Source organism: Exiguobacterium indicum HHS 31, assembly GCF_001939065.1.
Lineage (GTDB): Bacteria > Bacillota > Bacilli > Exiguobacteriales > Exiguobacteriaceae > Exiguobacterium_A > Exiguobacterium_A indicum.
In genome coordinates, this window is the sequence record NZ_MPSZ01000003.1 from 154,555 (window position 1) to 175,962 (window position 21,408).

General features: G+C 46.5%; 21 protein-coding genes and 1 riboswitch. Of the genes, 10 read left to right on the plus strand and 11 right to left on the minus strand.

All coding sequences use genetic code 11. The annotated features are described in order from the left end of the window. Window positions 1-6: 6 nt before the first annotated feature. The 6 genes from N179_RS10495 to N179_RS10520 form a co-directional block, all read right to left on the minus strand. Complete coding sequence (locus tag N179_RS10495) at window positions 7-516, minus strand: hypothetical protein (protein ID WP_023469347.1); 510 nt, start codon at window positions 514-516, stop codon at window positions 7-9. Between the two features lie 162 nt (window positions 517-678). Continuing rightward, window positions 679-1,752 (minus strand): ABC transporter substrate-binding protein, encoded by a 1,074-nt coding sequence (locus tag N179_RS10500; protein WP_023469348.1) that lies wholly within the window; start codon window positions 1,750-1,752, stop codon window positions 679-681. A 3-nt stretch (window positions 1,753-1,755) separates the two neighbouring features. Beyond that, entirely contained in the window at window positions 1,756-2,556 is an 801-nt protein-coding gene (locus tag N179_RS10505) for an ABC transporter permease (RefSeq protein WP_029342587.1), read from the minus strand. Then, window positions 2,556-3,365 carry an ABC transporter permease gene (locus N179_RS10510; protein WP_058714076.1) on the minus strand — a complete coding sequence of 270 codons (810 nt, stop codon included), beginning with the start codon at window positions 3,363-3,365 and terminating at the stop codon, window positions 2,556-2,558. The genes N179_RS10505 and N179_RS10510 overlap by 1 nt, the downstream gene beginning before the upstream one ends. Further along, window positions 3,362-4,456, minus strand: a complete 1,095-nt coding sequence (locus N179_RS10515; RefSeq protein WP_023469351.1) for an ABC transporter ATP-binding protein — start codon at window positions 4,454-4,456, stop codon at window positions 3,362-3,364. The genes N179_RS10510 and N179_RS10515 overlap by 4 nt, the downstream gene beginning before the upstream one ends. A 13-nt stretch (window positions 4,457-4,469) precedes the next feature. Then, a complete protein-coding gene (locus tag N179_RS10520) occupies window positions 4,470-5,015 on the minus strand; it encodes a helix-turn-helix domain-containing protein (RefSeq protein WP_023469352.1) in 546 nt (181 codons plus the stop codon). A gap of 187 nt (window positions 5,016-5,202) precedes the next feature. Between N179_RS10520 and N179_RS10525 the strand changes: the two genes are divergently transcribed. Genes N179_RS10525 through N179_RS10535 form a run of 3 tightly spaced genes read left to right on the plus strand, consistent with a single transcriptional unit; the run spans window position 5,203 to window position 7,238 of the window. Continuing rightward, on the plus strand, window positions 5,203-6,048 hold the full coding sequence (locus N179_RS10525; RefSeq protein WP_058714077.1) for a DegV family protein: 846 nt from the start codon (window positions 5,203-5,205) through the stop codon (window positions 6,046-6,048). Between the two features lie 59 nt (window positions 6,049-6,107). Then, a complete protein-coding gene (locus N179_RS10530) occupies window positions 6,108-6,839 on the plus strand; it encodes a tryptophan-rich sensory protein (protein ID WP_023469354.1) in 732 nt (243 codons plus the stop codon). A gap of 51 nt (window positions 6,840-6,890) precedes the next feature. Next, on the plus strand, window positions 6,891-7,238 hold the full coding sequence (locus tag N179_RS10535) for an iron-sulfur cluster biosynthesis family protein (RefSeq protein ID WP_058714078.1): 348 nt from the start codon (window positions 6,891-6,893) through the stop codon (window positions 7,236-7,238). 230 nt (window positions 7,239-7,468) lie between these two features. On the opposite strand, the gene N179_RS10540 is transcribed toward N179_RS10535, so the two are convergent. From N179_RS10540 to N179_RS10550, 3 genes are all read right to left on the minus strand, one after another. Then, window positions 7,469-9,511: a putative bifunctional diguanylate cyclase/phosphodiesterase gene (locus N179_RS10540; protein ID WP_023469356.1), complete on the minus strand. Its 2,043-nt coding sequence runs from the start codon at window positions 9,509-9,511 to the stop codon at window positions 7,469-7,471. A 188-nt stretch (window positions 9,512-9,699) separates the two neighbouring features. Further along, window positions 9,700-10,437: an anti-sigma factor gene (locus N179_RS10545; protein WP_058714079.1), complete on the minus strand. Its 738-nt coding sequence runs from the start codon at window positions 10,435-10,437 to the stop codon at window positions 9,700-9,702. Then, complete coding sequence (locus N179_RS10550; RefSeq protein ID WP_023469358.1) at window positions 10,418-10,981, minus strand: RNA polymerase sigma factor; 564 nt, start codon at window positions 10,979-10,981, stop codon at window positions 10,418-10,420. Before N179_RS10550 ends, N179_RS10545 begins: the two co-directional genes overlap by 20 nt. 227 nt (window positions 10,982-11,208) lie before the next feature. Here N179_RS10550 and N179_RS10555 point away from each other — a divergent pair, with 227 nt between their 5' ends. Continuing rightward, on the plus strand, window positions 11,209-11,472 hold the full coding sequence (locus N179_RS10555) for a metal-sensitive transcriptional regulator (RefSeq protein ID WP_058714080.1): 264 nt from the start codon (window positions 11,209-11,211) through the stop codon (window positions 11,470-11,472). 92 nt (window positions 11,473-11,564) lie between these two features. Here the strand turns inward: N179_RS10555 and N179_RS10560 are convergent, their stop codons facing one another. After that, on the minus strand, window positions 11,565-13,772 hold the full coding sequence (locus N179_RS10560) for a phosphodiester glycosidase family protein (protein ID WP_075642840.1): 2,208 nt from the start codon (window positions 13,770-13,772) through the stop codon (window positions 11,565-11,567). Between the two features lie 175 nt (window positions 13,773-13,947). On the opposite strand from N179_RS10560, the gene N179_RS10565 reads away from it, so the two are divergent. Together N179_RS10565 and N179_RS10570 are read left to right on the plus strand one after the other, a co-directional pair. Beyond that, entirely contained in the window at window positions 13,948-14,754 is an 807-nt protein-coding gene (locus N179_RS10565; RefSeq protein WP_023469361.1) for an SMP-30/gluconolactonase/LRE family protein, read from the plus strand. 127 nt (window positions 14,755-14,881) lie between these two features. Beyond that, entirely contained in the window at window positions 14,882-15,610 is a 729-nt protein-coding gene (locus N179_RS10570; RefSeq protein WP_023469362.1) for an MBL fold metallo-hydrolase, read from the plus strand. Window positions 15,611-15,684: 74 nt separating this feature from the next. Here N179_RS10570 and N179_RS10575 read toward each other — a convergent pair whose 3' ends face one another. Then, window positions 15,685-17,295: an alpha-glucosidase gene (locus N179_RS10575; RefSeq protein WP_075642841.1), complete on the minus strand. Its 1,611-nt coding sequence runs from the start codon at window positions 17,293-17,295 to the stop codon at window positions 15,685-15,687. 148 nt (window positions 17,296-17,443) lie between these two features. On the opposite strand from N179_RS10575, the gene N179_RS10580 reads away from it, so the two are divergent. The 4 genes from N179_RS10580 (at window position 17,444) to N179_RS10595 (ending at window position 21,395) form a co-directional block, all read left to right on the plus strand. Further along, window positions 17,444-18,631, plus strand: coding sequence for an aminotransferase class I/II-fold pyridoxal phosphate-dependent enzyme (locus tag N179_RS10580; RefSeq protein ID WP_058264623.1), 1,188 nt, complete (start codon window positions 17,444-17,446; stop codon window positions 18,629-18,631). 62 nt (window positions 18,632-18,693) lie between these two features. Continuing rightward, a riboswitch (SAM riboswitch) is annotated at window positions 18,694-18,799 on the plus strand. 84 nt (window positions 18,800-18,883) lie between these two features. Next, window positions 18,884-19,897, plus strand: a complete 1,014-nt coding sequence (locus tag N179_RS10585) for a methionine ABC transporter ATP-binding protein (RefSeq protein WP_058712982.1) — start codon at window positions 18,884-18,886, stop codon at window positions 19,895-19,897. Further along, window positions 19,887-20,552, plus strand: coding sequence for a methionine ABC transporter permease (locus N179_RS10590; protein ID WP_023469366.1), 666 nt, complete (start codon window positions 19,887-19,889; stop codon window positions 20,550-20,552). The genes N179_RS10585 and N179_RS10590 overlap by 11 nt, the downstream gene beginning before the upstream one ends. A gap of 27 nt (window positions 20,553-20,579) precedes the next feature. Beyond that, complete coding sequence (locus N179_RS10595) at window positions 20,580-21,395, plus strand: MetQ/NlpA family ABC transporter substrate-binding protein (RefSeq protein WP_058712983.1); 816 nt, start codon at window positions 20,580-20,582, stop codon at window positions 21,393-21,395. The last annotated feature ends 13 nt before the right edge of the window (window positions 21,396-21,408 follow it).

The window sequence follows — 21,408 nt, forward strand, 5'->3', positions numbered from 1 at the left end:
TTTTCATTAGTTATATTTTACTAGAATTGACATGACTTGTGTACGGTCAGAGTTTAAATTTAGATAAATGTTGACCTGTTTTGAGGAAACGGTCATGACATTGAACGTTTTATCGAGTTTTGCTGTCGGATAGGCTTGTTTGACTTCCTTGACTGTAACCGTCCGTTTGACTTGTTTCGGATCATAAACGATGGCACTGACTTTCGCTTTTGCATCCTTCACACCATACGTTGAACAGTAGTGAAGGGCACGATCTGCTGAAGCAAGACCATTTCCACTTTGACACCAGTTCGAGCTCTTTTCGCCTTTGTACGCTTTATGTACTTGCGCAAGTGTCGTTTTTTCAAGAACAACTTTTCCATCGAGGGAATGTGCTTGTTTTGCTTGCGTCTGAATTTCTTGAAGCCATTTTACATCAGTTTGTTTTGTTGCTTCGACCGATTGATTATATGAAGTGCCTGACACGATGCTGACAGTGAGTGCGGCAGTTAAGATGATTCCTAAGACTTGTTTCATGCTAATGTCCTCCTCGGCGCCTATATAAAGCGTTGATAATAAACTGATTCCCCTATTTCAAAAAATTATTCAGTTTTTATAGTTTTTTTATGGAAGTTTATTTTTATTTTTTATACATGCAAACAAAAAGAACCTAGTGTCGGCGGGACACTAGGTTCTTCCTCATTTCTTATGCATCTTAAACTCTAGGAACAACTCATTGTAATGTGCGAGCATCTTCTTCCCGAGGTTCTCATAAACTTCAAGTGTATCGGTGACTTGTTTATCAGGATAGAATCGCTCATCGGTCCGAACCGATTTGTCGAGCAGTTTTAAGCCTTCTTTGTTTGGTGTCGAATAACCGACGTAATCCGCATTTTTCGCTGAAACATCTGGACGCAGCATGAAGTTGATGAACTCATGTGCCCCCTCGACGTTTTTCGCGGTCTTCGGAATGACGACATTATCGAACCAGACGTTTGATCCTTCTTTTGGAATGACGTAGTCAAGATTTTCATTCTCGCTCATAATCTCGTTTGCATCACCTGACCAGACGACACCGAGCCCCGCTTCTTCATTCGCGAGCAATAACTTAATCTCGTCTCCGACGATTGCCTTGACGTTTGGTGTCAGGCGCATCAAGTTCGCTTTTGCTTCCTGTAGTTTCGACTCATCCGTTTCATTTAACGAATAACCGAGACTATTCAAGCTCATCCCCATCACTTCACGGGCACCGTCAGCGAGTAGAATCTGATTCTTTAGCTTCGGATCCCAGAGATCCTTCCAGCTCGTCGGTTTCTTCCCATCAATCAAGTCTTTATTGTAGACGATACCGACCGTTCCCCAGAAATACGGAATCGAGTACTTGTTGTTCGGATCGAACGATAAATCTAAAAAGCGCGAATCGATGTTTTTGAGATTCGGGATTTTTTGATGATCGATCGGAACGACGAGCTTCTCATCGATCATCTTCGCAATCGCATAGTCGGACGGAACAGCGATATCGTACGTCGTTCCTCCCTGTTCGATCTTCGTCAGCATTGCTTCGTTTGAATCGAACGTCTGATAGACGACTTTGATGCCGCTCTCCTTCTCAAACTGTTTGATCAGTGCTGGGTCGATGTAATCGCCCCAGTTGTAGATGTTCAGGACATTTTTCCCTGAATACCCTTGTGTCTCATTTAACTGATTCAAGGTGAATAAAATGACACCCGAGATCAGGAAAATCGCGGCAAATAATTGAATCAATTTTTTCAACGGTCATTTCACCTCCGGTCGCGAAAGCTTCGTAGCAGCTCGTTGGTTCAAGAAGTAGTAGCCGATGACGAGTAAGAACGTAAACAAGAAGATGACGGTCGACAAGGCGTTGATCTTCATCGAAATCCCTTGACGGGCAAGTGAGTAGATCTCAACGGACAACGTCGTAAAGCCGTTTCCTGTCACGAAGAACGTCACCGCAAAATCATCCAGTGAGTACGTCAATGCCGTAAAGAAGCCAGCGAAGATCCCTGGTGTGATATACGGCAAGATGACTTTCGTCAAGACATCCCAACGGCTTGCGCCTAAGTCGCGCGCTGCATCAACGAGCGTTGGACTCATCTCCTGCAACTTCGGCAGGACGAGAATGACGACGATCGGTACCGAAAACGCGATGTGGGACAGTAGGACTGACGTAAAGCCGAGTTGGATGCCAAGTAGCGTGAAGAAGATCAAGAACGATGCCCCAATGATAACATCCGGACTGACGATCAAGATGCTGTTGAGCGTCAACAACGACGTCTCGACCCGTTTCTTACGGACGGCTTGAATCCCAATCGCTCCGAATACGCCAAGAATCGTCGAGATTGCGGCTGATAACAAGGCGATGACGAGTGTATTCAAGACGATGATCAACAAACGTGAATCTTGGAAGACTTCCTTGTACCAATCCCACGTGAACGAATCGAAGTTCGTCATGTTGTCAGCACTGTTGAACGAATAGAATGCCAAGTAGAATATCGGAGCATACAAAATGATGAAGACTCCGATCAGATAAAGATTTGCTAGTTTCAGACGTTTCATCAAGTCGTCGCTCCTTTCTTCCGTTTCGTACTCGTCAAGGCAAGGATGATCGCCATCGCGATGATGAGGAAGACAGCGATCGTCGCTCCCATGCCCCAGTTCTGTGTCACGAGGAACTGCTGTTCAATCGCTGTACCGAGCGTGATGACGCGGTTCCCTGCAATCAGACGCGTAATCATGAACAGCGATAACGCCGGAATGAAGACGAGCTGACAGCCTGACTTCACACCATCGAGCGTCAGCGGGAAGACGACACGCCGAAACGTCGTGAAGTTCGACGCCCCAAGATCACGTGCAGCAAAGACGAGTGACGGACTCAGTTTTTCAATCGCATTGAAGATCGGCAGGATCATGAACGGAATGAAGATGTAGACCGATACGAAGACGAAACTAAAATCGGTAAAGAGAATCTGTTGTCGTCCAATTCCAATCGCTTCAAGCGTTTGGTTCGCAAGACCATACGTACTGAACAACCCGATGAAGGCATAAGCTTTCAACAACAAGTTGATCCACGTCGGTAAGATGATCAAAAGTAGCCATAGCTGTTTATGCTTCGTTTTCGTCAACAAGTAAGCGGTCGGATAACCGATCAAGAGCGAAAACACCGTAATCAAAAAGGCATACCAGAACGAGCTGAGTGTCATCGTCAAATAGGTCGACGTAAAGAAGTTCCGGTAGTTCTCAAATGAGAAGTTACCGTCCAAATCAAGGAATGAATAGTAGACGACGAGTACGATCGGTGCGATGACGAACAAGGCAATCCAGAATAGATACGGGATGAGATACCAGTTACGTGATTTTTGCATCATAACACCCCGTCGTAGGATTCCAGACGCTTATCGAATTCTTCTTCCGTCTCGTTCAGTCGCATGACGTGAATCGCTTCCGGATCAAATGTCAGTCCGATCTGCTCACCAACCGTCGCTTTTTTCGTACTGTGGACGAGCCATTCGTTACCGACTTCATCCATACAAGCGATCTCGTAATGCACGCCACGGAAAAGTTGCGAATCGACGGTGACTTGTAGTTTCCCTTGGGTCACGTTTGTGATTTCGAGATCCTCCGGACGGATGACGATCTCGACCGGTTCGTTTAGTTCAAGACCACGGTCGACACATTCGAATTCCTTTTCGGCGAACCAGACCCGGTAGTCTTCCACCATGCGCCCTGGAATGATGTTCGACTCACCGATGAAGTCCGCGACGAAGCGGTTGATCGGTTCATCATAGATATCCGTTGGTGTGCCCGATTGTTGAATGACACCGTGATTGAGGACGAAGATTTCATCTGACATCGCCAGTGCCTCTTCTTGGTCGTGCGTGACGAAGATGAACGTGATGCCAAGACGACGTTGCAAGTCGCGGAGCTCATACTGCATCTCTGTCCGTAATTTCAAGTCGAGCGCTGACAGTGGCTCATCGAGCAAGATGACTTCCGGCTCATTGACGATTGCCCGAGCAATCGCGACACGTTGCCGCTGTCCACCTGACATCTCGGTGATTTCTCGTTTCTCATAACCGGACAAGTTGACGAACTTCAACGCGTCCGTCACACGTTTAGCGATTTCTGCTTCTTTCACCTTCTTGATGCGAAGACCGAAGGCGATATTCTCGAAGACGTTCAAGTGCGGGAATAGTGCATAGTCTTGGAAGACCGTATTGACTTGACGTTTGTTCGCCGGTACATCGTTGATCCGTTTTCCGTTGAAGATGATGTCCCCTTCTGTTGCTTCCGAAAAGCCAGCAATCAGTCGTAAGATCGTCGTTTTCCCACAACCCGATGGTCCGAGTAACGTATAGAACTTCCCGCGTTCGATTTCGAAGCTGACTTGGTCGAGGACGGTCTGATCGTCGTATCGTTTCGTAACGTCCTTGAATTGAATGATCGTAGTATCTGCCAATCTAGTTCCTCCTTTATAAGTATGAGTCAGTCGCAGTCACGAGGACCTTCGTCTCTTGTGTTGACTCATTGCGTAGTTGATGGATTTCTGAAGCCTTATAGTAAAGTGTCTCTCCTTGTTTTGCTACAAAAGACTGACGTCCGAGCGTCAGCGTGACGTTTCCTGCGAGCACATAGACGAACGTCTCGGCACCTGATGGTTCATACGTCTTGAATGCTCCCCCTGGCGCGAGTGTGAGCAGGACCGGTTCCATCTCTTTTTCATTCGATTCCGGAATGAGCCACGTGACATGATACCCCTGTTCCTCATCGGCATATGTCGTGACATCCTCTTCCCCATAGACAACTTTTTGATTGAGTGTATCCTCATCAAAGAAATCCTTCGGTGAGATGCCAAGGACTTCGAGGAGATGAAACAGCGTCTCGATCGACGGTGAACTGATTTCCCGTTCGAGTTGCGAGATGTACCCTTTACTCAGGTCTGTTCTTTCCCCTAGTTCCTCTTGCGTCAATCCCTTTTGAAGACGGAGGTTCTTGATTTTTTGACCGATTGAGTACAATCGACGTCCTCCTCTCATCGGCTTAGTTTAGTATAAGATGACTAAAAGTTTACTAATCACGTACCGATTATAGCGTATTTCATTATTTAATCAACTAAAACGTTCGATATTTTTTAATGTTCATTTGACAGCGAGAACGCTTACACCTACAATTAATATCAGGTACTAATTTAAGGAGGAACTTGTTATGCGGATCGCTTGGATCACTGATAGTACAACGATTTTACCGGATACGATCGCTCAGCGCGATGATCTTTCGGTCGTCCCTTTACTTGTCATGAAGGATGGAGAAAGTTTCGTCGATGGTGTCGACGTTGATGCAGAGACCGTCTATAGCTGGATTGACTCAAAACACAAGGTAACGACGAGCCAACCTTCGATCGGGAGTTTCACTGAGCATTATGAGCGGTTGAAAGAGGATTACGACGTCGGCTTCGCTGTTCACTTATCGAGTGAACTGAGCGGCACGTACAGCGCTTCCGTTCAAGGGGCAGAGATTGCTGGCTTTCGTCTGATTGCGATTGATTCCCGTTGTGGCATTTACCCGGCTGGTCAACTCCTAGCAGAAGCGATTGAACTCGTCGAAGCGGGACACTCGATCGAATCCGTCGAACAGATCATTCTCGAGCGTCGTTTCGATCATCACATTGAATTCACGGTCGCAAACCTCGATCAATTACAAGCAGGTGGACGGATCTCTTCAACGAAGGCATTCGTTGGTAACTTGTTGCAACTTCGTCCGTTGTTCCACTTCGAGGAAGGAAAGATCGTTCCTTATCAAACCGTCCGGACGTTCAAAAAAGCGCATTCGAAGATTTTTGATCACCTTGTCGCAATCATTGAACGGGGACAGATCACGGATATTTCACTATTCCACGCGACAGCGTATGACCTGGCACTCGAGTGGAAACAACGCCTCGAATCGCAATACGATGTGCGTGTCCGGATCGATGACTTGACACCGGTTCTCGGTTCGCATACAGGAAATCCAGCGATCGGGATGTCCTTTTTGAACCCGACGCGCCGACCGTGATGACTAATGAATTTGATTTTTGGGTAAACCTTCTTTAGAGAATAAAGGAGGTTTTTTGTTTGAAAAATAATAAATGGATTTGGCTCAACTGGGTCGGCTTCATTTTCACGATTGCCGTGAACGCCCTTGATGGTGGAAAGACAGGACGAATCTCTGATTCGATCATCACATTGTTCAAACCGGCTGGGTATGCGTTCTCGATTTGGGGATTAATTTATACGATTCTACTCATCTGGTTGATTTTACAATCGATTCCGAAGTTCAAGGAACACGAACTGGCGAAGAAAATCGGACCGTGGTTCTTGATCAGCTGTCTGTTTAATGCTGGCTGGATCGTTTCCTTCACGTTTGAACTGTTCGTTGTCTCCGTTGTCGTCATCGTTGGTCTCTTGTTGTCCTTGATCGTCATCTACTCAAAAATTGATCGTGAGACGAAAGGATTACGCTTTAAGCTACCGTTCTCACTTTACCTCGGCTGGGTATCGGTCGCGACGATTGCCGACATCTTCCTGACGATCAACGCAGAAGGTGTAACATCTTGGCTTGGAATTGGAGATGCGGGCTGGACGATGATCATACTCGTCGTCGGAGTCATCATCGCTCTTCTCTTCATGTTTGCGAACCGTGATCCGATTTATCCGCTTGTCTTCGTCTGGGCGTATATCGCGATCAACTTCGAGTCCGATAATGGTCTCGTCGATACGACAGTTCTCGGTAGCGTCGTCTTATTATTAGCCGGTTATATCTTCCTTCTCGTTCGGATGCGCCGCCAAGTCAGCGTGAGCAAGTGACGTTCCTTTCTCGTTCAAACGGCGTATACTAAAAGAAAGGAGTGAATGACCATGAACATCACATTTACACCGTCTGCTCAGGAGCGAATCCGCCAATTACGCGGTGAAGTATCCGGTCAACTGCATCTCTATTACGATACAGAGGGTTGTGGTTGCGGAAACTCTGGTATTTTCAGTATTCGCATCGTCGATGAAGCGACATCCGAAGACATGACGATTGATTCAAACGTCGGTCCCGTTCTCGTCAAGCGGTGGTCGAGTCATTTCCTCGATCAAGAAATGACACTCGATTACAACGCGGAGAAAAAAGCGCTCATCCTAAAAAGTGATGGCCAATACTTCAATACGAATGTGCTCGTGACGGATCAAACAGGCTGCGTCCTGACGGTTCGCTCATAAGCGCAAATGAAAAAGGCAACTTCCGTCGTGGAAGTTGCCTTTGTTTGTGTTCGAACAGACAGGTGCTGCGTCGAAAGCTAGATGGTCTGAGTATGATTGAATGTACTAGATGTCTGTCTGCGTCGTGCACGAGCTGGTAATATCCCAGCGCTTTGCGTCCCCCCAGACGTCGCATGCATCATCCTCGCATGCTTATCTAGTATACGAACGAAATTCATGTTTGGATTGCCTTATCCGACATTAAGAACCGTTTCTTCGATCGCTTGCTGATTCAAATCCTTCACATGCATCGGTCTACTATAGTAGTAGCCTTGTCCATAATCACAACCGAGGCGTTTCAAGAAGAGATGCTGTTCGAGCGTTTCGACACCTTCTGCGACGACTTCGATCCCAAGACTCTTCGCAAGCTGGATGATCATTTCCGTAATCGCTGTTCCCCGTTCGTCATGTGGGACTTCATCGATGAACGACTTGTCGATCTTTAAGATATCGATCGGCAAATGCTTCAAGTGCGTTAGCGACGATAGACCCGTTCCAAAATCATCGAGAGCGATTGTCAGACTAAGCTGTTTCAATTCACCAAGCATCGTCATCGCCCGGTCCAGATTCTCCATAACGGACGTTTCCGTTATTTCGAGTTGTAGTTGCAATTCACTTCCGTTCTTCAAGGAATGATGAACGATTTCTTTAATCATCATATTATGCGACTCCGATCGGAAATGCATCGCGGATAAGTTCACCGAGACTTGGCGAATGAAATAATCTTCTTTCTTCCAAATCTCCATCTGTGCAACGGTCTCCTTCAACACCCACTCGGTCAAACGATGAATTAAACTATACTTTTCAGCAAGTGGAATGAATTCCGCCGGTGAGATGAAACCGAACTTCGGATGATTCCAGCGAATTAGAACTTCCGCCTGATCCACCTTGCCTGTCGCGAGTGCGATCTTCGGTTGGTAGACGAGAGCGAACTCCTTGAAATCCGTCATCGCCCGGCGTAAGGAACCGACGATCAATTGCTCTCTTTTGTCGGAATGCAGGGAATCATCGTACACGATGAATCGATCTCTTCCTTCGTTTTTGCCGACCCGGAGAGCACTTTCCATTTGACCAATTCGCATTTCTAACGTTTCTCCCATATCCGGTAAGATGACACCCATCGTTGCTGTCAAATGGATTGGTTGATCATCTAAGTGAATCGGTTGTCGAATATCTTCTAAAATTTGTTCGAAAGTACGAAGTAATGCATCAGTAGGTACTTTTTTGATAAGAAAAAACTGCGTTCCATTATAACGAATACATGCTTCATCTTCCGATAAGGACGCACGCATCCGATCTGCAAACTCACGAATGACGGCATCTCCTTTATCAAAACCAAACGTATCATTGACCCATTTGTACCCGTCCAGGTCAAGTATAGCCATCGCCATCTCGTCTTTAGACTTTCCGTAATGCGCATCTACTTTTATCATATGGTGATCTAACCATCTACGGTTATGCAAACCGGTCAAATGATCAGTATATGCCATCATCTGTAAGGCACGTCGTTCTAAATGAATATAGAGTCCAGCGATTAAGATCAAAATCAAAAATACCGGAATGGCTACATCGTTTAAAATATTCGATGTAATAGGACCATCACCAATACGTCCTGCTTGATCAATCGGGATACAAAAAGATGTTCCTAACATACCTACATAATGCATGGAAGAGATAGCAAAGCCCATTACAATCGCAATGGGAATAAGAATTCTTTTCTTATCAACATGTCGTAGACGATGTAAGAGTAACAAGGCAACATATGCTACAGTGATCGCAATTAGGATGGATAGAGCGAACAACCCTGTTTCATAACGAATCGCGCCACCAAAATCCATTGCCATCATCCCAAGATAATGCATCATCGCAATACCTACGCCCATCAAAGAACCTGCTAAAATGACTTTGTTTCGTGTAATCGCTGATGAGTAGAGTAGATAAAAGGCGATGAAGGCAGCTAAAATAGCTGGAATGACGGATAAGAACATTAAAATCCAGTCATAACGAACCGTGACGGGTAAAGCGAAAGCACCCATACCAACGAAATGCATCCCCCAAATCGATAGTCCCATCGTCAAAGAAGATAAGAATAACGCTCGTTTTTTCAAAGAAGTCGCCTTAGCCAAACGTCGATTTAATTCAAGCGATCCATACGATCCAATGATCGCGACGAGTACCGACAGTACAACTAAGCCCACTTCATAGTGCTTTGTTAAAATAATCCATTCATTCATTGTATGTGGCCTCTCCTTATAGAACTGACTTTCTTCTTAGTATCGACGGTTATGAAGTATATTTTCAGTCGAAACTTGCATTTCATGCGATTTAATTGATATTTTCTACTTTTTAGTCTTTTTTTCTTAATGTAAAACGCACAAAAAAAACGAATTCGTCGTAGACGAATCCGTTCGTATTTTTTAAGTTAAAGTGCAACTGAGGCCACGATTTCTCCCGTAGGTTTCGCTAAATCCGGCTCGGGTTCGACAGTGATTGCTACAGCATCGACGTCACCATTACCTTTGAGTTGAAATACCGCTGCTGCTTCGCCGTCTTTTTCAATAATACCGTTCGCAGTCGGTGTCTCACCTTTGATGGTCCATAATTGATACAATTCTCCTTTTTTCAATGGAGGCAGATCTTTCAATTGAACGAGCATATACGACTTATCGTTTTGTGTAAATACCATGCTTGATCCCTTGATCGACTCGTTGCTTTCAAAGTTTCCCATTCCTTTAATTTCATCTATCGCCAGTGTTTCCGGTGTATCTGTACTTTCTTCCTGTGACAAAAAGTAGGCATTCGCACCAAGTGAAAGAATAAGGGCGGCAGCAATGCTCATCAACCAGCCAAGTGGGACACTCTTTTTCTTCGTTTGTTGCTGACGTGCTTGTTTAATGTCTACTGGAGTAGTCATCGGTTCTTCTTTAGGAGACTCCGTCTCTGTTGAACCAAGAACTTCTCCAAGAATACGTGCTTTCATTCCTACAGGAACAGGACGCTCCGGAAGCGATTCAGCGATGGGAAGCATGAGTTCTTCCATTTCTAAAAGTGCTTCGCGACATTCTTCGCACGTCGCAAGATGCGCTTCGAACGCGTCGCGATCTGCTGAAGAGAGTGTTCCATTGAAGTAATTGATCAAGTCATGACAACGTTCTTCCATCTCGTTCCCTCCCATCTAATCGTTTTCTTAATGCTTGAATCGCACTTCTGATACGTGTTTTGACTGTTCCGAGTGGTAAGTCAAGTTGATCTGCGATTTGTTGTTGAGTTAGTCCCTGAAAATAGACTAGTTCGATCAAATCCTGTTGTTCTGATTTTAGTTCACTTACGGCGCCCCGCACTTCCGCTGCAGTTTCGCGTTGCATGACGGTCCGCTCAACAGGTTCATCATATCCGCCATCTCGTTCTTCAACTTCAATCGTCGGTTGTCGTTTTTCACGACGTAAACAATCAAGAGCCGCATTACGCGTGATCGTCAAAATCCAAGATGAAAACTTTCCTTTTTGTGTATCAAAATCAACACGACCATTCCAAATTTTCATCCATACTTCTTGAATGACTTCTTCAGACAATCGATCATTATTCGTAAAGCGATAGGCGAATGAAAATAACAATCGCTCGTACTTCTCATACAAAGTCTCGAGTGCCTGTTCATCACCGCTACGCATCAGATGATAAAGCGATTCATCGGATTGAGTATGCATCCTTTTCCTCCTCCTGATATCAGCTTCATCATATAGTATACGAGAGCTAACACCAAATCGTTTTAGTTTTCATCAATTTTCTAAGTAAATTCCTCACCACATCCATATTCCCTGATTTCAAGAAAAGTATATCTTAAAATTCGATAGAATTGACAGTAATACCGTTATGGGCATAGCATAAAGGTATTACTCAGACGTTAGTTCTACTATGAAACGGAGGAACATATATGGATTATGATCGCAAAATGAAAAATCGCGTCAGCCGAATCGAAGGGCAATTACGTGGTATCCTTCGTATGATGGAAGAAGGGCAAGACTGTCGAGATGTCATTACTCAACTTTCCGCTGCTCGCTCCGCGATTGATCGTACGATTGGTGTCGTCGTAAGCTCCAATTTAATTGAGTGCGTAAGAGACGCCGAACAAAATGGTGACGGTCAGACAGAAGAGCTTGTGAAGGAAGCTGTAAATCTTCTTGTCAAAAGTCGCTAATTACTATAAACCACCCGTCAGAGTAATTTTTATCTGATAAAAAAACAGGGTCAAGATTTCATTGAAATCCGATTCCCTGTTTTTTTTTAGGTTTAGTATAAAACTTTGAGTTGATCCAAGTACACCTTACTCTTAATGGTTGTTCCTTTTTTCAATGTATCCGTTTCAACAAAATACAACGATTCGATTTTAAGAGGTGTTGGCCACGTCGGATCGAGTGTCGCTTGTACCGTTTTAAATCCTTTCCAATCTACCTTCTTGACGAAATCCACGACATGTCGATTTCCTGCAGCATCTTTGACTTCTGAGCGAAGCCAAGGCGCGCGTCCATCTCCATACACATCCATCGTCAATGCACGGGCAGGAGAAGGAATGATCCATGATGCTTTTTTAATGTACATGGCTCCGTTTTGTTTCTTCCACCCTGAATAATCATATGTCATTTCAAGCGATTGTTTGCCACTGGATTTCTGTAAGGAACTGAGACGGACAGTATAACTCGAAACATAAGGAGATTTCGCTTCGTAGACTCCCTGTTCGAAGGAATCGATGACTTCCTCTTTTTTCATAGCAGAGACGGTGACCGGTAGTCGAACCGTCTTCCCTCCAGATGAGACAGTTAGTTCTGTCTTCCCGATTTTCTTTGCAAGAATATTCCCTTTTGTAATCGATGCGGTCGCTCCGTTTGCAACCTGGTAATTGAGTTGCGAAGCAGGGATTACGACACGTCGTCCGTTTAGCCATCCTTCTGATGAAATCGCGAGGCGTTGTCCTACTTTCAACAAGATCGGACGCCCTCCATTGACTGTAAGACCGGTCAAGCGATTCGTGACTGGAATCGATACGGTTCGTTTAGCACGATCAACTTGCATCGTACCTGTCCATTTTCCAGGAGTCAGCGGTGCCGTGACTTGTAAGCCTTTGACACCTGTCCCTTTCCAAATAATCGATTTCTTCGTTGCATCTACAGGCTGTCCATTTGCATCCGTCAGCTTTAATCCAAATCCACCTTTTTCACCTACATATAATTCTTTAGGGGCAGTCAATAAAATCGTCGTCGCTACATTCGATGGAACATAATGAGTGGCTAATATTAAACCGTTCGTAATAGAGCGACTTCTTCCATCTGCCGGTACATTCGCTGTTTTAGGTAAAAACTCTCCAGCGCGTCTGACCATTATCTCTGTCGATCCCCCACCATCAAATGCGAGGGCCGACGTTACACCTAAACGCTTCATTTGCTCCACTGCCTCAAGCATCGTAATCCCTTTTGAATCAAGACGAGCTTGGTCCACCGTAATGATTTGAACTGTCCCGTTTGACGTTGTACCGATAAGTGTCCGCGCCTTACGAGCGAGCATCAAAAAGCGGTCATGGTTCAATGCTAGGCTGTCTAAACTATATCCAACTCCATTTTGAATCAACCAGTTATATCCAGATACAGCTTCTTGAATATCGTTACGCATTTGAAGATTCGATAATTGAACTAGATTTAATTGTGTTGATAACAGACCATTTGATTTTTCTTCTGCTGCTTTCACAAGTGCGAGTAGTGCCGCTTTTTGTTTTCCGAGACCAACGAGGACAACTCCAGCATCGGGTAAGCGAATTTCTTTACGGAATGTCGTATCTACCGATTCAACGGTCCATTGATAGTTCTTCCCGAGCGTAAACGCCGATGTCGCTGTTCCTTTTAAATAGACGATAGCAATTTCTTTTTTCATCGCTTCTGACGGCTCAATTAGCTTCAGCATTTTTGAAGCATGATGAGCTGAACTAAAGATACCGATTCGATTCGCTAAGTTCTCGTTACGGTTAACTGAGTGGATCGTTACCCGCTTCGTATCAGTCGTCGCAGATCCGATGATACCGAACGACCCGATCTCTGGTTTCCCTTGTCCGTTGATCATGAATGATGGGAATTTTGTCGCAGAATCTTTTACACTATGACTAACCAGTACTTGATTTTGCTGAATTTGAAGTCCAATCGGTAACCCCGAAGCTACTCGATACATATCGGCATTGATCGCTGTTACGACACGCCCCCCGCTCGCTGTCACGCGACTAACTTGAGAAGGTAAAGATTCTGTTGCTAATACACGATCTCGTCCTTTCGTCGTCATCCAGTAGTTACCGGTATCGGGCTGAACCGTTATATGTCGAAATAACTGTGGTGTACCCGAAAGTGTTTCTGATTTTGTCGTATAGGTCACACCTTTTGAAATCGTTTCTGCCTGAGTGGTAGAGACAGATTGAAAAAGACAAAAAGTTGTTAATAAAATACAAATTTTCTTGAACATAACACACCTCCGTTATATATTATGCCTTTTTTAGTAAATAAATGACATAATTAATTTAGGAGAGGTTTATTTTTATTCATAACAGGTATAGAAAGTAGTTAACTGATTCCTTTTAAGCCACATATGTTGCAATCAACATATGAATCTATTCATACATGATGTAGGAGGCCTTTTCATGAGTGTATCTGTATTTATTGATGTCGCGTGTAAGACAGGTGAATCTCCTGTCTACGATGCGAAAACAAAACGCTTTTATTTTGTCGACATTCCGAATCAACTTCTTTTTTCATATGACCTTGCCACAGAAGCACTCAAGCCGTACACGTTACCAAGCGCCATCACATCAATTGCCTTGACGGACGCTCCAGACTTATTACGTGTCACGGCTGAACACGGATTTGGGACGTTTGATCTCAAGGAAGGTCATCTGTCTCTTGAGCATCAACTGTCACTGCCCGATTCTGACCGAATGAATGACGGAAAGCTCGATCCGACTGGACAATATGTCGCTGGTAGCATTAATGAAGAAGACGGTAAGACTGCTGGATTGTTCCGTCTGCGTCATGACGGTTCCATCGATGTCTTGCACGAAGACTTGACGAACTCGAATGGACTCGTCTGGTCAGAAGATGGCAAGACGCTCTATCACATCGATACACCGACAAAAAAAGTCTATGCCTTTGACTACGCTCCGGACGCACCACTTTCCAATAAACGTGTCGCCGTTGACCTTGAAGAAGAAGAAGGGTTCCCGGATGGTATGACGAAGGACGCGGAAGGTCATGCTTGGATCGCGCATTATGCTGGATCATGCATCACCCGTTGGAATCTTGCGACTGGTGAAAAACTCGATCATGTCGACTTCCCTGTTTCGAATCCGACGTGCCCGATTTTCTATGAAGATCGATTGCTCGTCACGACGGCTGCCGACGGAGATGATGCACCACATGCCGGTGCCGTCTTCGCTGTGACATTTGAATGATTCATAGAAGAGGGATCATCTTTTTACAGGTGATGCCTCTTTTTCCACATAATGCGTCTAGACGCATCTAAAAAAACAGACGATACTAAAGAAGAAGACTATTCATTTTTTTGAAGGAGTGAAGCCGATGCGTGTCACGACAATCGAACGTTTACACCAACTGCAGACGACCCCATCCTTTTTCCCGGTCAACTGCTACCTGTTTGAAGAAGCAGACAGTTTGACATTGATTGATGCCGGCCTCGGGATCAACGCAAAGGCGCTCTATCACTATATTCGAAAGCAAGAGAAACCGCTTGGTGCAATCATCCTGACTCATGCGCATGCCGATCATGTCGGTTCGCTTGATTTCCTTGCGAACGCCTTTCCTCTCGCTCAAGTCTGTATCAGTTATCGCGATGCTGCATTGCTCAGTGGGGACGAGACGCTACGCGAAGGCGAAACGACACCTTTAAAAGGTGGTATTCCGAAAAACATCAAAACACGTCCGGATCGCTTGCTCGAGAGTGGTCAACAAGTCGGAAGTCTCAGTGTCATCGCCTCACCCGGTCATACACCTGGTTCGATCTCACTTTGGCATGAAGGAAGCCGGACGTTGATCGCCGGAGATGCTTTTCAGACGCAAGGAGGACTCGCCGTCTCCGGTGACGTCCGCTGGCAATTCCCGTTCCCTGCACTCGCAACATGGGATCCGGACGTCGCCCTTCGCTCGGCTGATCAACTGACGGAACTGTCTCCGGATATACTCGCTGTCGGACATGGTCCGCTCTTTCTCGGACCGAGTTACGAGATGCGCCAAGCCGTCGATCGATTCTCTCACGTCTTACAGACGAAAAAAACATCACCTTTCAAGTAATGTACGCATATGAAAAAACATCCGCGAACGTGTTCCTGACATGTCCGCGGATGTTTTTCTTTTCAACAGACGACTCACGTCTGTTCTGTAACAGTATAACGATAGACGCGTGCTTCGTAAGGACGCAAGATATCCGGGCTATCCGGATAGTTTGATATGAGCAACTTTTCCTGTGGTAAGACGAGGGCGGTCTGCATCGGTTCATCATGTACGTTGAGGACGATCCGCCAGACTTCTCCCTCTAATTCCCGCTCATAGATATAGAGATACGGATCATGAAGCGCTAAGTCTCGGTATGTACCATAGACCATAATCGGATGATCCTTTCGCATCTGAATCAGCGACTTGTAAAAAGCAAGCACGGACGATGGATCTGCTTCTGCTTGCGCGACATTGATGTCCGTATAATTCGGATTGACCGCTAACCATGGTTTACCACTCGTAAAGCCAGCTGCATGTGTATCGTCCCACTGCATCGGTGTACGGGAATTATCGCGTGCGAGTAACTGCATCGATGAGAGCACGACCTCTGGGTCCTCTCCGCCAGCGACGCGCTCCGCGTATCGATTTCGAAAGGCGACGTCCTGATAAAGCGACGGATCCGAGAAGCGAATCCCCGTCATCCCGATCTCTTCTCCTTGATACACGTATGGAATGCCCGGTAACGTATGCAACATCAAACCGAGTAGTTTCGCACTCTCAACCCGGTATCGTTCACTGCCGAAGCGCGTCACTTGTCGTGTATGATCATGGTTGTTGAGGAACTGTGAATTGACACCTAATGGGTATAAGACGTCGTACCAGCGTTTTTGAATCTCCTTGAATCGTAAGAGATCCATCGCTTCCATGTCGTCCGCGATTTCGAAGTGAAACAGTGTCCGGAGTTCTTTTCGTTCGTCACTGACATATAACAGTCCATCTTCTGGACCGACGAACGGAATCTCACCAACTGTAAACAAGTCTTTACCAGCGAGAACATTCGCATGCATCTCCTGCAAGAAGTCATGCACACCTGGCTGATTCCCAAGGTACGAGAGATCAAACGGATTGGCGACATCCTCGAACGACCGTTTTTTGATCAAGTTGATGACATCCATCCGGAAGCCGTCGATCCCTTGAGCAATCCACCAGTTCATCATATCGTAGATTGCTTGCCTCACAGCTGGGTGCTCCCAGTTCAAGTCCGGTTGTTCTTTGGCGAAGGAATGAAAATAATACTGCCCGCGCTCTTCACTCCACGTCCACGGACTTGGCGCAAAGTACGAGCGCCAGTTGTTCGGAAGCGTCTCTTTCGTGCCGTCTTTCCAGATGTACCAGTCATCCTTATCGTTGATCCGCTCACATGACTGACGGAACCAGTCATGCTGGTCACTCGTATGGTTCACGACTAAATCGAGAATGATCTTTAATCCACGGGCATGAGCAGCCGTGATCAACTCCTGGAGATCTCCCATCGTTCCCGCTTTTTTCATGATCTCGTAATAATCGGCAATATCATAGCCGTTATCGACGTCCGGGGAACGATAACATGGATTCAGCCACACGACATCGACACCAAGTGAAGCGATGTAATCAAGCTTCTCGATGACACCTCTTAAATCACCGATCCCATCCCCGTTCGAATCTTTAAAGCTACGCCAGTAGACTTGATAGACGACTGCCTCTTTCCAGTTAGCTCGCTTCATCTTCCCACTCCTCTCCCTACTCTTTATTCCCGCTCCACTTATCTGTACCTGTTTATCCGACAATTTTTTTAAATTTCGAAAAAGTTCTTTTCTTTTGACTGAATATTCGTTATCCTTGACGACAATACCACGAAGGAGGCATTCATCCATGAAACATTTCGCTCCATCCATCGCCATTGATCGGCTTCCTGCTCCCGTCTTCGCTGAACTTGCGAACCGAATCGGTGCTGTAAAAGCTGCCGGACATGATGTCATCACACTTGGTCAAGGAACACCCGACCAAACGACGCCTGTACATATTCTCGATGCCTTAAAACAAGCTATCGACGAGCCAACGAACCTTCAATATCCACCATTTCGTGGACATGATTTTCTAAAACAAGCTGTCGCAAACTTTTACGCGACTGAATTCGGTGTCACGATCGATCCGGCAACGGAAGTCGCGATTCTCCTCGGCAGTAAAGCCGGAATCGTCGCCTTACCGCAGACGATCGTCAACCCTGGAGAAGGTGTCATCGTCCCGGATCCAGGATACCCGGATTACCTGTCTGGTGCAGCACTTGCTGGCGCTTACCCGATTACGCTTCCGTTGCTCGAGAAAAATGATTTCTTGCCGGATTATGACTTACTTGATACGACGGACGTTGAGCGTGCCCGGATGTTGTTCCTCAACTACCCGAGTAATCCGACGGGTGCGACCGCGACGGCAGAAGCCTTCGAACAGACAGTCGCTTTCGCCGATGCCCATGATATCTGTGTCGTTCATGACTTAGCATACGGCGGTATCAGTTTCGATGGTCCGACGCGAAGCTTCCTGCAGACGGAAGGGGCGAAAGACGTCGGAATCGAGCTATTCTCACTCTCGAAACGCTTCAACATGTCCGGCTTCCGGATTGCCTTTGCGATTGGTAATCCGTCCGTCATCTCAAGCATCGAAACGTACCAAGAACATCTCTACGTCAGTGCCTTCACACCGATTCAGCATGCGGCGACCGTCGCCCTCACGAGTGACCAGACTTGTGTCCGCGAGTTAAGTCGCTTGTATGAAACACGACGCGATGCGTTGTTCGCAAAACTCGATGCGATCGGTTGGAGTGGACCACGACCGGGCGGTTCCTTCTTCGTCTGGCTTCCTGTTCCGGAAGGTTATACGTCCCAAAGCTTCACGGATCACCTGCTTGACGAAGCACATGTCGCTGTGACCCCTGGATCCTTCTTCGGCGAATACGGTGAAGGCTACGTCCGGATCAGCTTGATTGCTGACGTTGAACGTCTAGAAGAAGCCGTCGATCGAATCGGAACGCTCAACCTGTTCCGGACACCTGTTGCGGAATAATTCTGAAAAAACATTTGACAGATGGGAATCATTTCCGTTAAAGTAAATCCCAACAGCATAACTACTTATCGAGAGCGACCGAGGGATTAGGCCCAACGACGTCCGGCAACCACCTGTAAGGAACGGTGCCACATCCTACAGAATGATTTTCATTCTGAGAGATAAGTTACGAAATCTTACACTTTCGTCGCTTTTTTCTGGTTGCTCCGCTACTAGGAAAAAGCGACTTTTTTTGTATGAGGAGATGAGCGGATGATTGAATTCAAACACATTACAAAACGGTTCGTCCGAGACCGGACCCCGATTTTTGCCTTACGGGATGTCGATTTGACGATTCAAAAAGGAGAAATCTTCGGAATCATTGGAGAGTCTGGTGCCGGTAAAAGTACGTTGCTTCGCCTAATCAACGGGCTCGAGCATCCGACACAAGGAACCGTCAAGGTCGACGGTGTCTCGCTCGGCGGGATGTCAAAAGCAGATTTGCGTCAACTTCGCTTGCGGACAGGAATGATCTTTCAGCATTTCCAATTGATCCAGTCGCGCAACGTCGCGGATAACATCGCTTTTGCGCTCAAGGCCGCTGGCGTCAAACGAGCAGATTTCCCGGAGCGGATTCGCGAACTCGTCTCGCTCGTCGGACTTGAAGGATTTGAGACGAACTTCCCGAGTCAATTAAGCGGTGGGCAGAAACAGCGCGTCGGGATTGCCCGGGCACTCGCAAACAATCCGACCGTCTTGTTATGTGATGAAGCGACATCCGCTCTTGACCCCGTTACGACACTACAGATCCTTGAACTGCTGAAGGATTTGAATGAACGACTCGGGTTGACGATCGTCCTCATCACGCATGAGATTGATGTCGTCAAACAGATTTGCCATCGTGTCGCGGTCATGTCACAAGGTGAAGTCGTTGAAGTCGCCTCAACCTATGACTTGTTCAGTCAAGCTAAGCATCCGGTGACGCAACATTATGTCGATACGGCACTACAAATCGAATTGCCGGAACGCATCTTACAGGCAACCCCAGGCAAGATCATCCGCTTGCAGTTCACGGGCGAGAAGACCGGTGAGAGTACGTTATCAGAAGCGATCCGCCGTTACGATATCTCAGTCAGTATCTTGCACGGCAAGGTCGACTATATTCAAGACGTCGCCTTCGGTGTCCTCATTGTCAGCTTGACGGGATCATCCGATCAAATCGCTCCTGCCCTCGACTGGCTCGCGACGGAACTTCATGCACTCGAGGTGATTCAGGATGTGGCTTGATCGTATTCAAACGATGTTACCTGAACTCTTGAAGGCACTCGGCGAGACAGCATGGATGGTCGGAATTTCACTTGCTTTCGCATTGGTCGTCGGGATTCCGCTCGGAATTCTCTTGTTCGTCACCGACCGCGGATTATTTTTTCAAAACCTTGCCGTCCGCCGTGTTCTTGACTTCGTCGTCAACATCGTCCGGTCGCTACCGTTCATTATCTTGTTGGTCGCCCTCATTCCGTTGACGAAGTTCTTACTCGACAATACGATCGGTCCGACGGCAGCATCTGTCAGTCTCAGTGTCGCAGCGATTCCATTTCTCGCGCGACTCGTCGAAACATCACTCCGTGAAATTCCGCCTGGTCTAATCGAAGCAGCGGAAGCCTGTGGGGCGAAACCCTTGCGGATCATCGTCAGTGTCCTCTTACCGGAAGCACTCCCTGGCATCATTCAGGGCATCACATTAACGACGATCAGCTTGATTGGCTTCTCAGCGATGGCTGGTATCGTCGGCGGCGGTGGTGTCGGTGACCTCGCGATCCGTTTCGGTTACTATCGCTACGATAATCTCATCATGATCGTGACGATCGTCGTGCTCATCGTCATCGTTCAAAGTATTCAAGCACTTGGCAATCAACTGGCGCGAAAAACAGATAAACGCTAATCATACATGCAAAGGGAGAGTGGAATCATGAAAAAACGATATGCCTTTTTAGCAACAGCCTTACTCGGTGCAGGAGTCCTCGCAGGATGTGGAGACAGCAGCGCTGATGAAAAAAACAAGACGATCAAGATCGGGGCGACGAGCGGTCCGTATAGCGACATGGTCAAACAAGCGATTCAGCCACAACTCGAAAAGAAAGGCTATAAAGTCGAAATCGTCGAGTTCAGCGATTACATTCAACCGAACATCGCCCTCGGTAGCGGCAATATCGACGCCAACTTGTTCCAACACTCGATCTATCTCAAGACGTTTTCTAAAGAAAAGAATCTCGACTTAAAAGGACTGATCACGGTTCCGACAGCACCGATGGGACTATACAGCAAGACAGCGAAGACACTTGACGACGTCAAGACAGGTGCTGAAGTCGCGACGCCGAATGATCCGACGAACCAAGCACGGGCACTGAACTTGCTTGCGGAACAAGGCTGGATTGAACTCAAGCCGGACGCTGATCCACTGACCGTTTCAGAAAAAGATATCGTCAAGAATCCGAAGAAACTCGTCATCAAACCACTTGAAGCGGCTCAACTGCCACGCGCTGTTGAAAGTGTCGACATCTCAGCCGTTCCAGGAAACTTCGCACTTGCTGCGAAATTCGACTTACTTGATGCGTTAGCACTTGAGACGATGGACGAACAATACCGTAACCTCGTCGCTGTCCAAACGAAAGATGCGGACAAACAAGTCGCAAAAGACTTAAAAGCAGCCGTCGAATCGGACGCCTTCAATACAGTCATCGAAAAATCATTCAAAGGCTTCAGCAAGCCTGAATGGGCAAACTGATGTAAAAAACGAC

Coding starts and splice junctions, on each gene's coding strand:
- N179_RS10595 (WP_058712983.1), top strand. CDS start 20,580: ATGAAAAAACGATATGCCTTTTTAGCAACAGCCTTACTCGGTGCAGGA.
- N179_RS10555 (WP_058714080.1), top strand. CDS start 11,209: ATGGATTATGATCGCAAAATGAAAAATCGCGTCAGCCGAATCGAAGGG.
- N179_RS10535 (WP_058714078.1), top strand. CDS start 6,891: ATGAACATCACATTTACACCGTCTGCTCAGGAGCGAATCCGCCAATTA.
- N179_RS10580 (WP_058264623.1), top strand. CDS start 17,444: ATGAAACATTTCGCTCCATCCATCGCCATTGATCGGCTTCCTGCTCCC.
- N179_RS10585 (WP_058712982.1), top strand. CDS start 18,884: ATGATTGAATTCAAACACATTACAAAACGGTTCGTCCGAGACCGGACC.
- N179_RS10510 (WP_058714076.1), bottom strand. CDS start 3,365: ATGATGCAAAAATCACGTAACTGGTATCTCATCCCGTATCTATTCTGG.
- N179_RS10565 (WP_023469361.1), top strand. CDS start 13,948: ATGAGTGTATCTGTATTTATTGATGTCGCGTGTAAGACAGGTGAATCT.
- N179_RS10570 (WP_023469362.1), top strand. CDS start 14,882: ATGCGTGTCACGACAATCGAACGTTTACACCAACTGCAGACGACCCCA.
- N179_RS10560 (WP_075642840.1), bottom strand. CDS start 13,772: ATGTTCAAGAAAATTTGTATTTTATTAACAACTTTTTGTCTTTTTCAA.
- N179_RS10550 (WP_023469358.1), bottom strand. CDS start 10,981: ATGCATACTCAATCCGATGAATCGCTTTATCATCTGATGCGTAGCGGT.
- N179_RS10495 (WP_023469347.1), bottom strand. CDS start 516: ATGAAACAAGTCTTAGGAATCATCTTAACTGCCGCACTCACTGTCAGC.
- N179_RS10540 (WP_023469356.1), bottom strand. CDS start 9,511: ATGAATGAATGGATTATTTTAACAAAGCACTATGAAGTGGGCTTAGTT.
- N179_RS10590 (WP_023469366.1), top strand. CDS start 19,887: ATGTGGCTTGATCGTATTCAAACGATGTTACCTGAACTCTTGAAGGCA.
- N179_RS10505 (WP_029342587.1), bottom strand. CDS start 2,556: ATGAAACGTCTGAAACTAGCAAATCTTTATCTGATCGGAGTCTTCATC.
- N179_RS10545 (WP_058714079.1), bottom strand. CDS start 10,437: ATGGAAGAACGTTGTCATGACTTGATCAATTACTTCAATGGAACACTC.
- N179_RS10575 (WP_075642841.1), bottom strand. CDS start 17,295: ATGAAGCGAGCTAACTGGAAAGAGGCAGTCGTCTATCAAGTCTACTGG.
- N179_RS10525 (WP_058714077.1), top strand. CDS start 5,203: ATGCGGATCGCTTGGATCACTGATAGTACAACGATTTTACCGGATACG.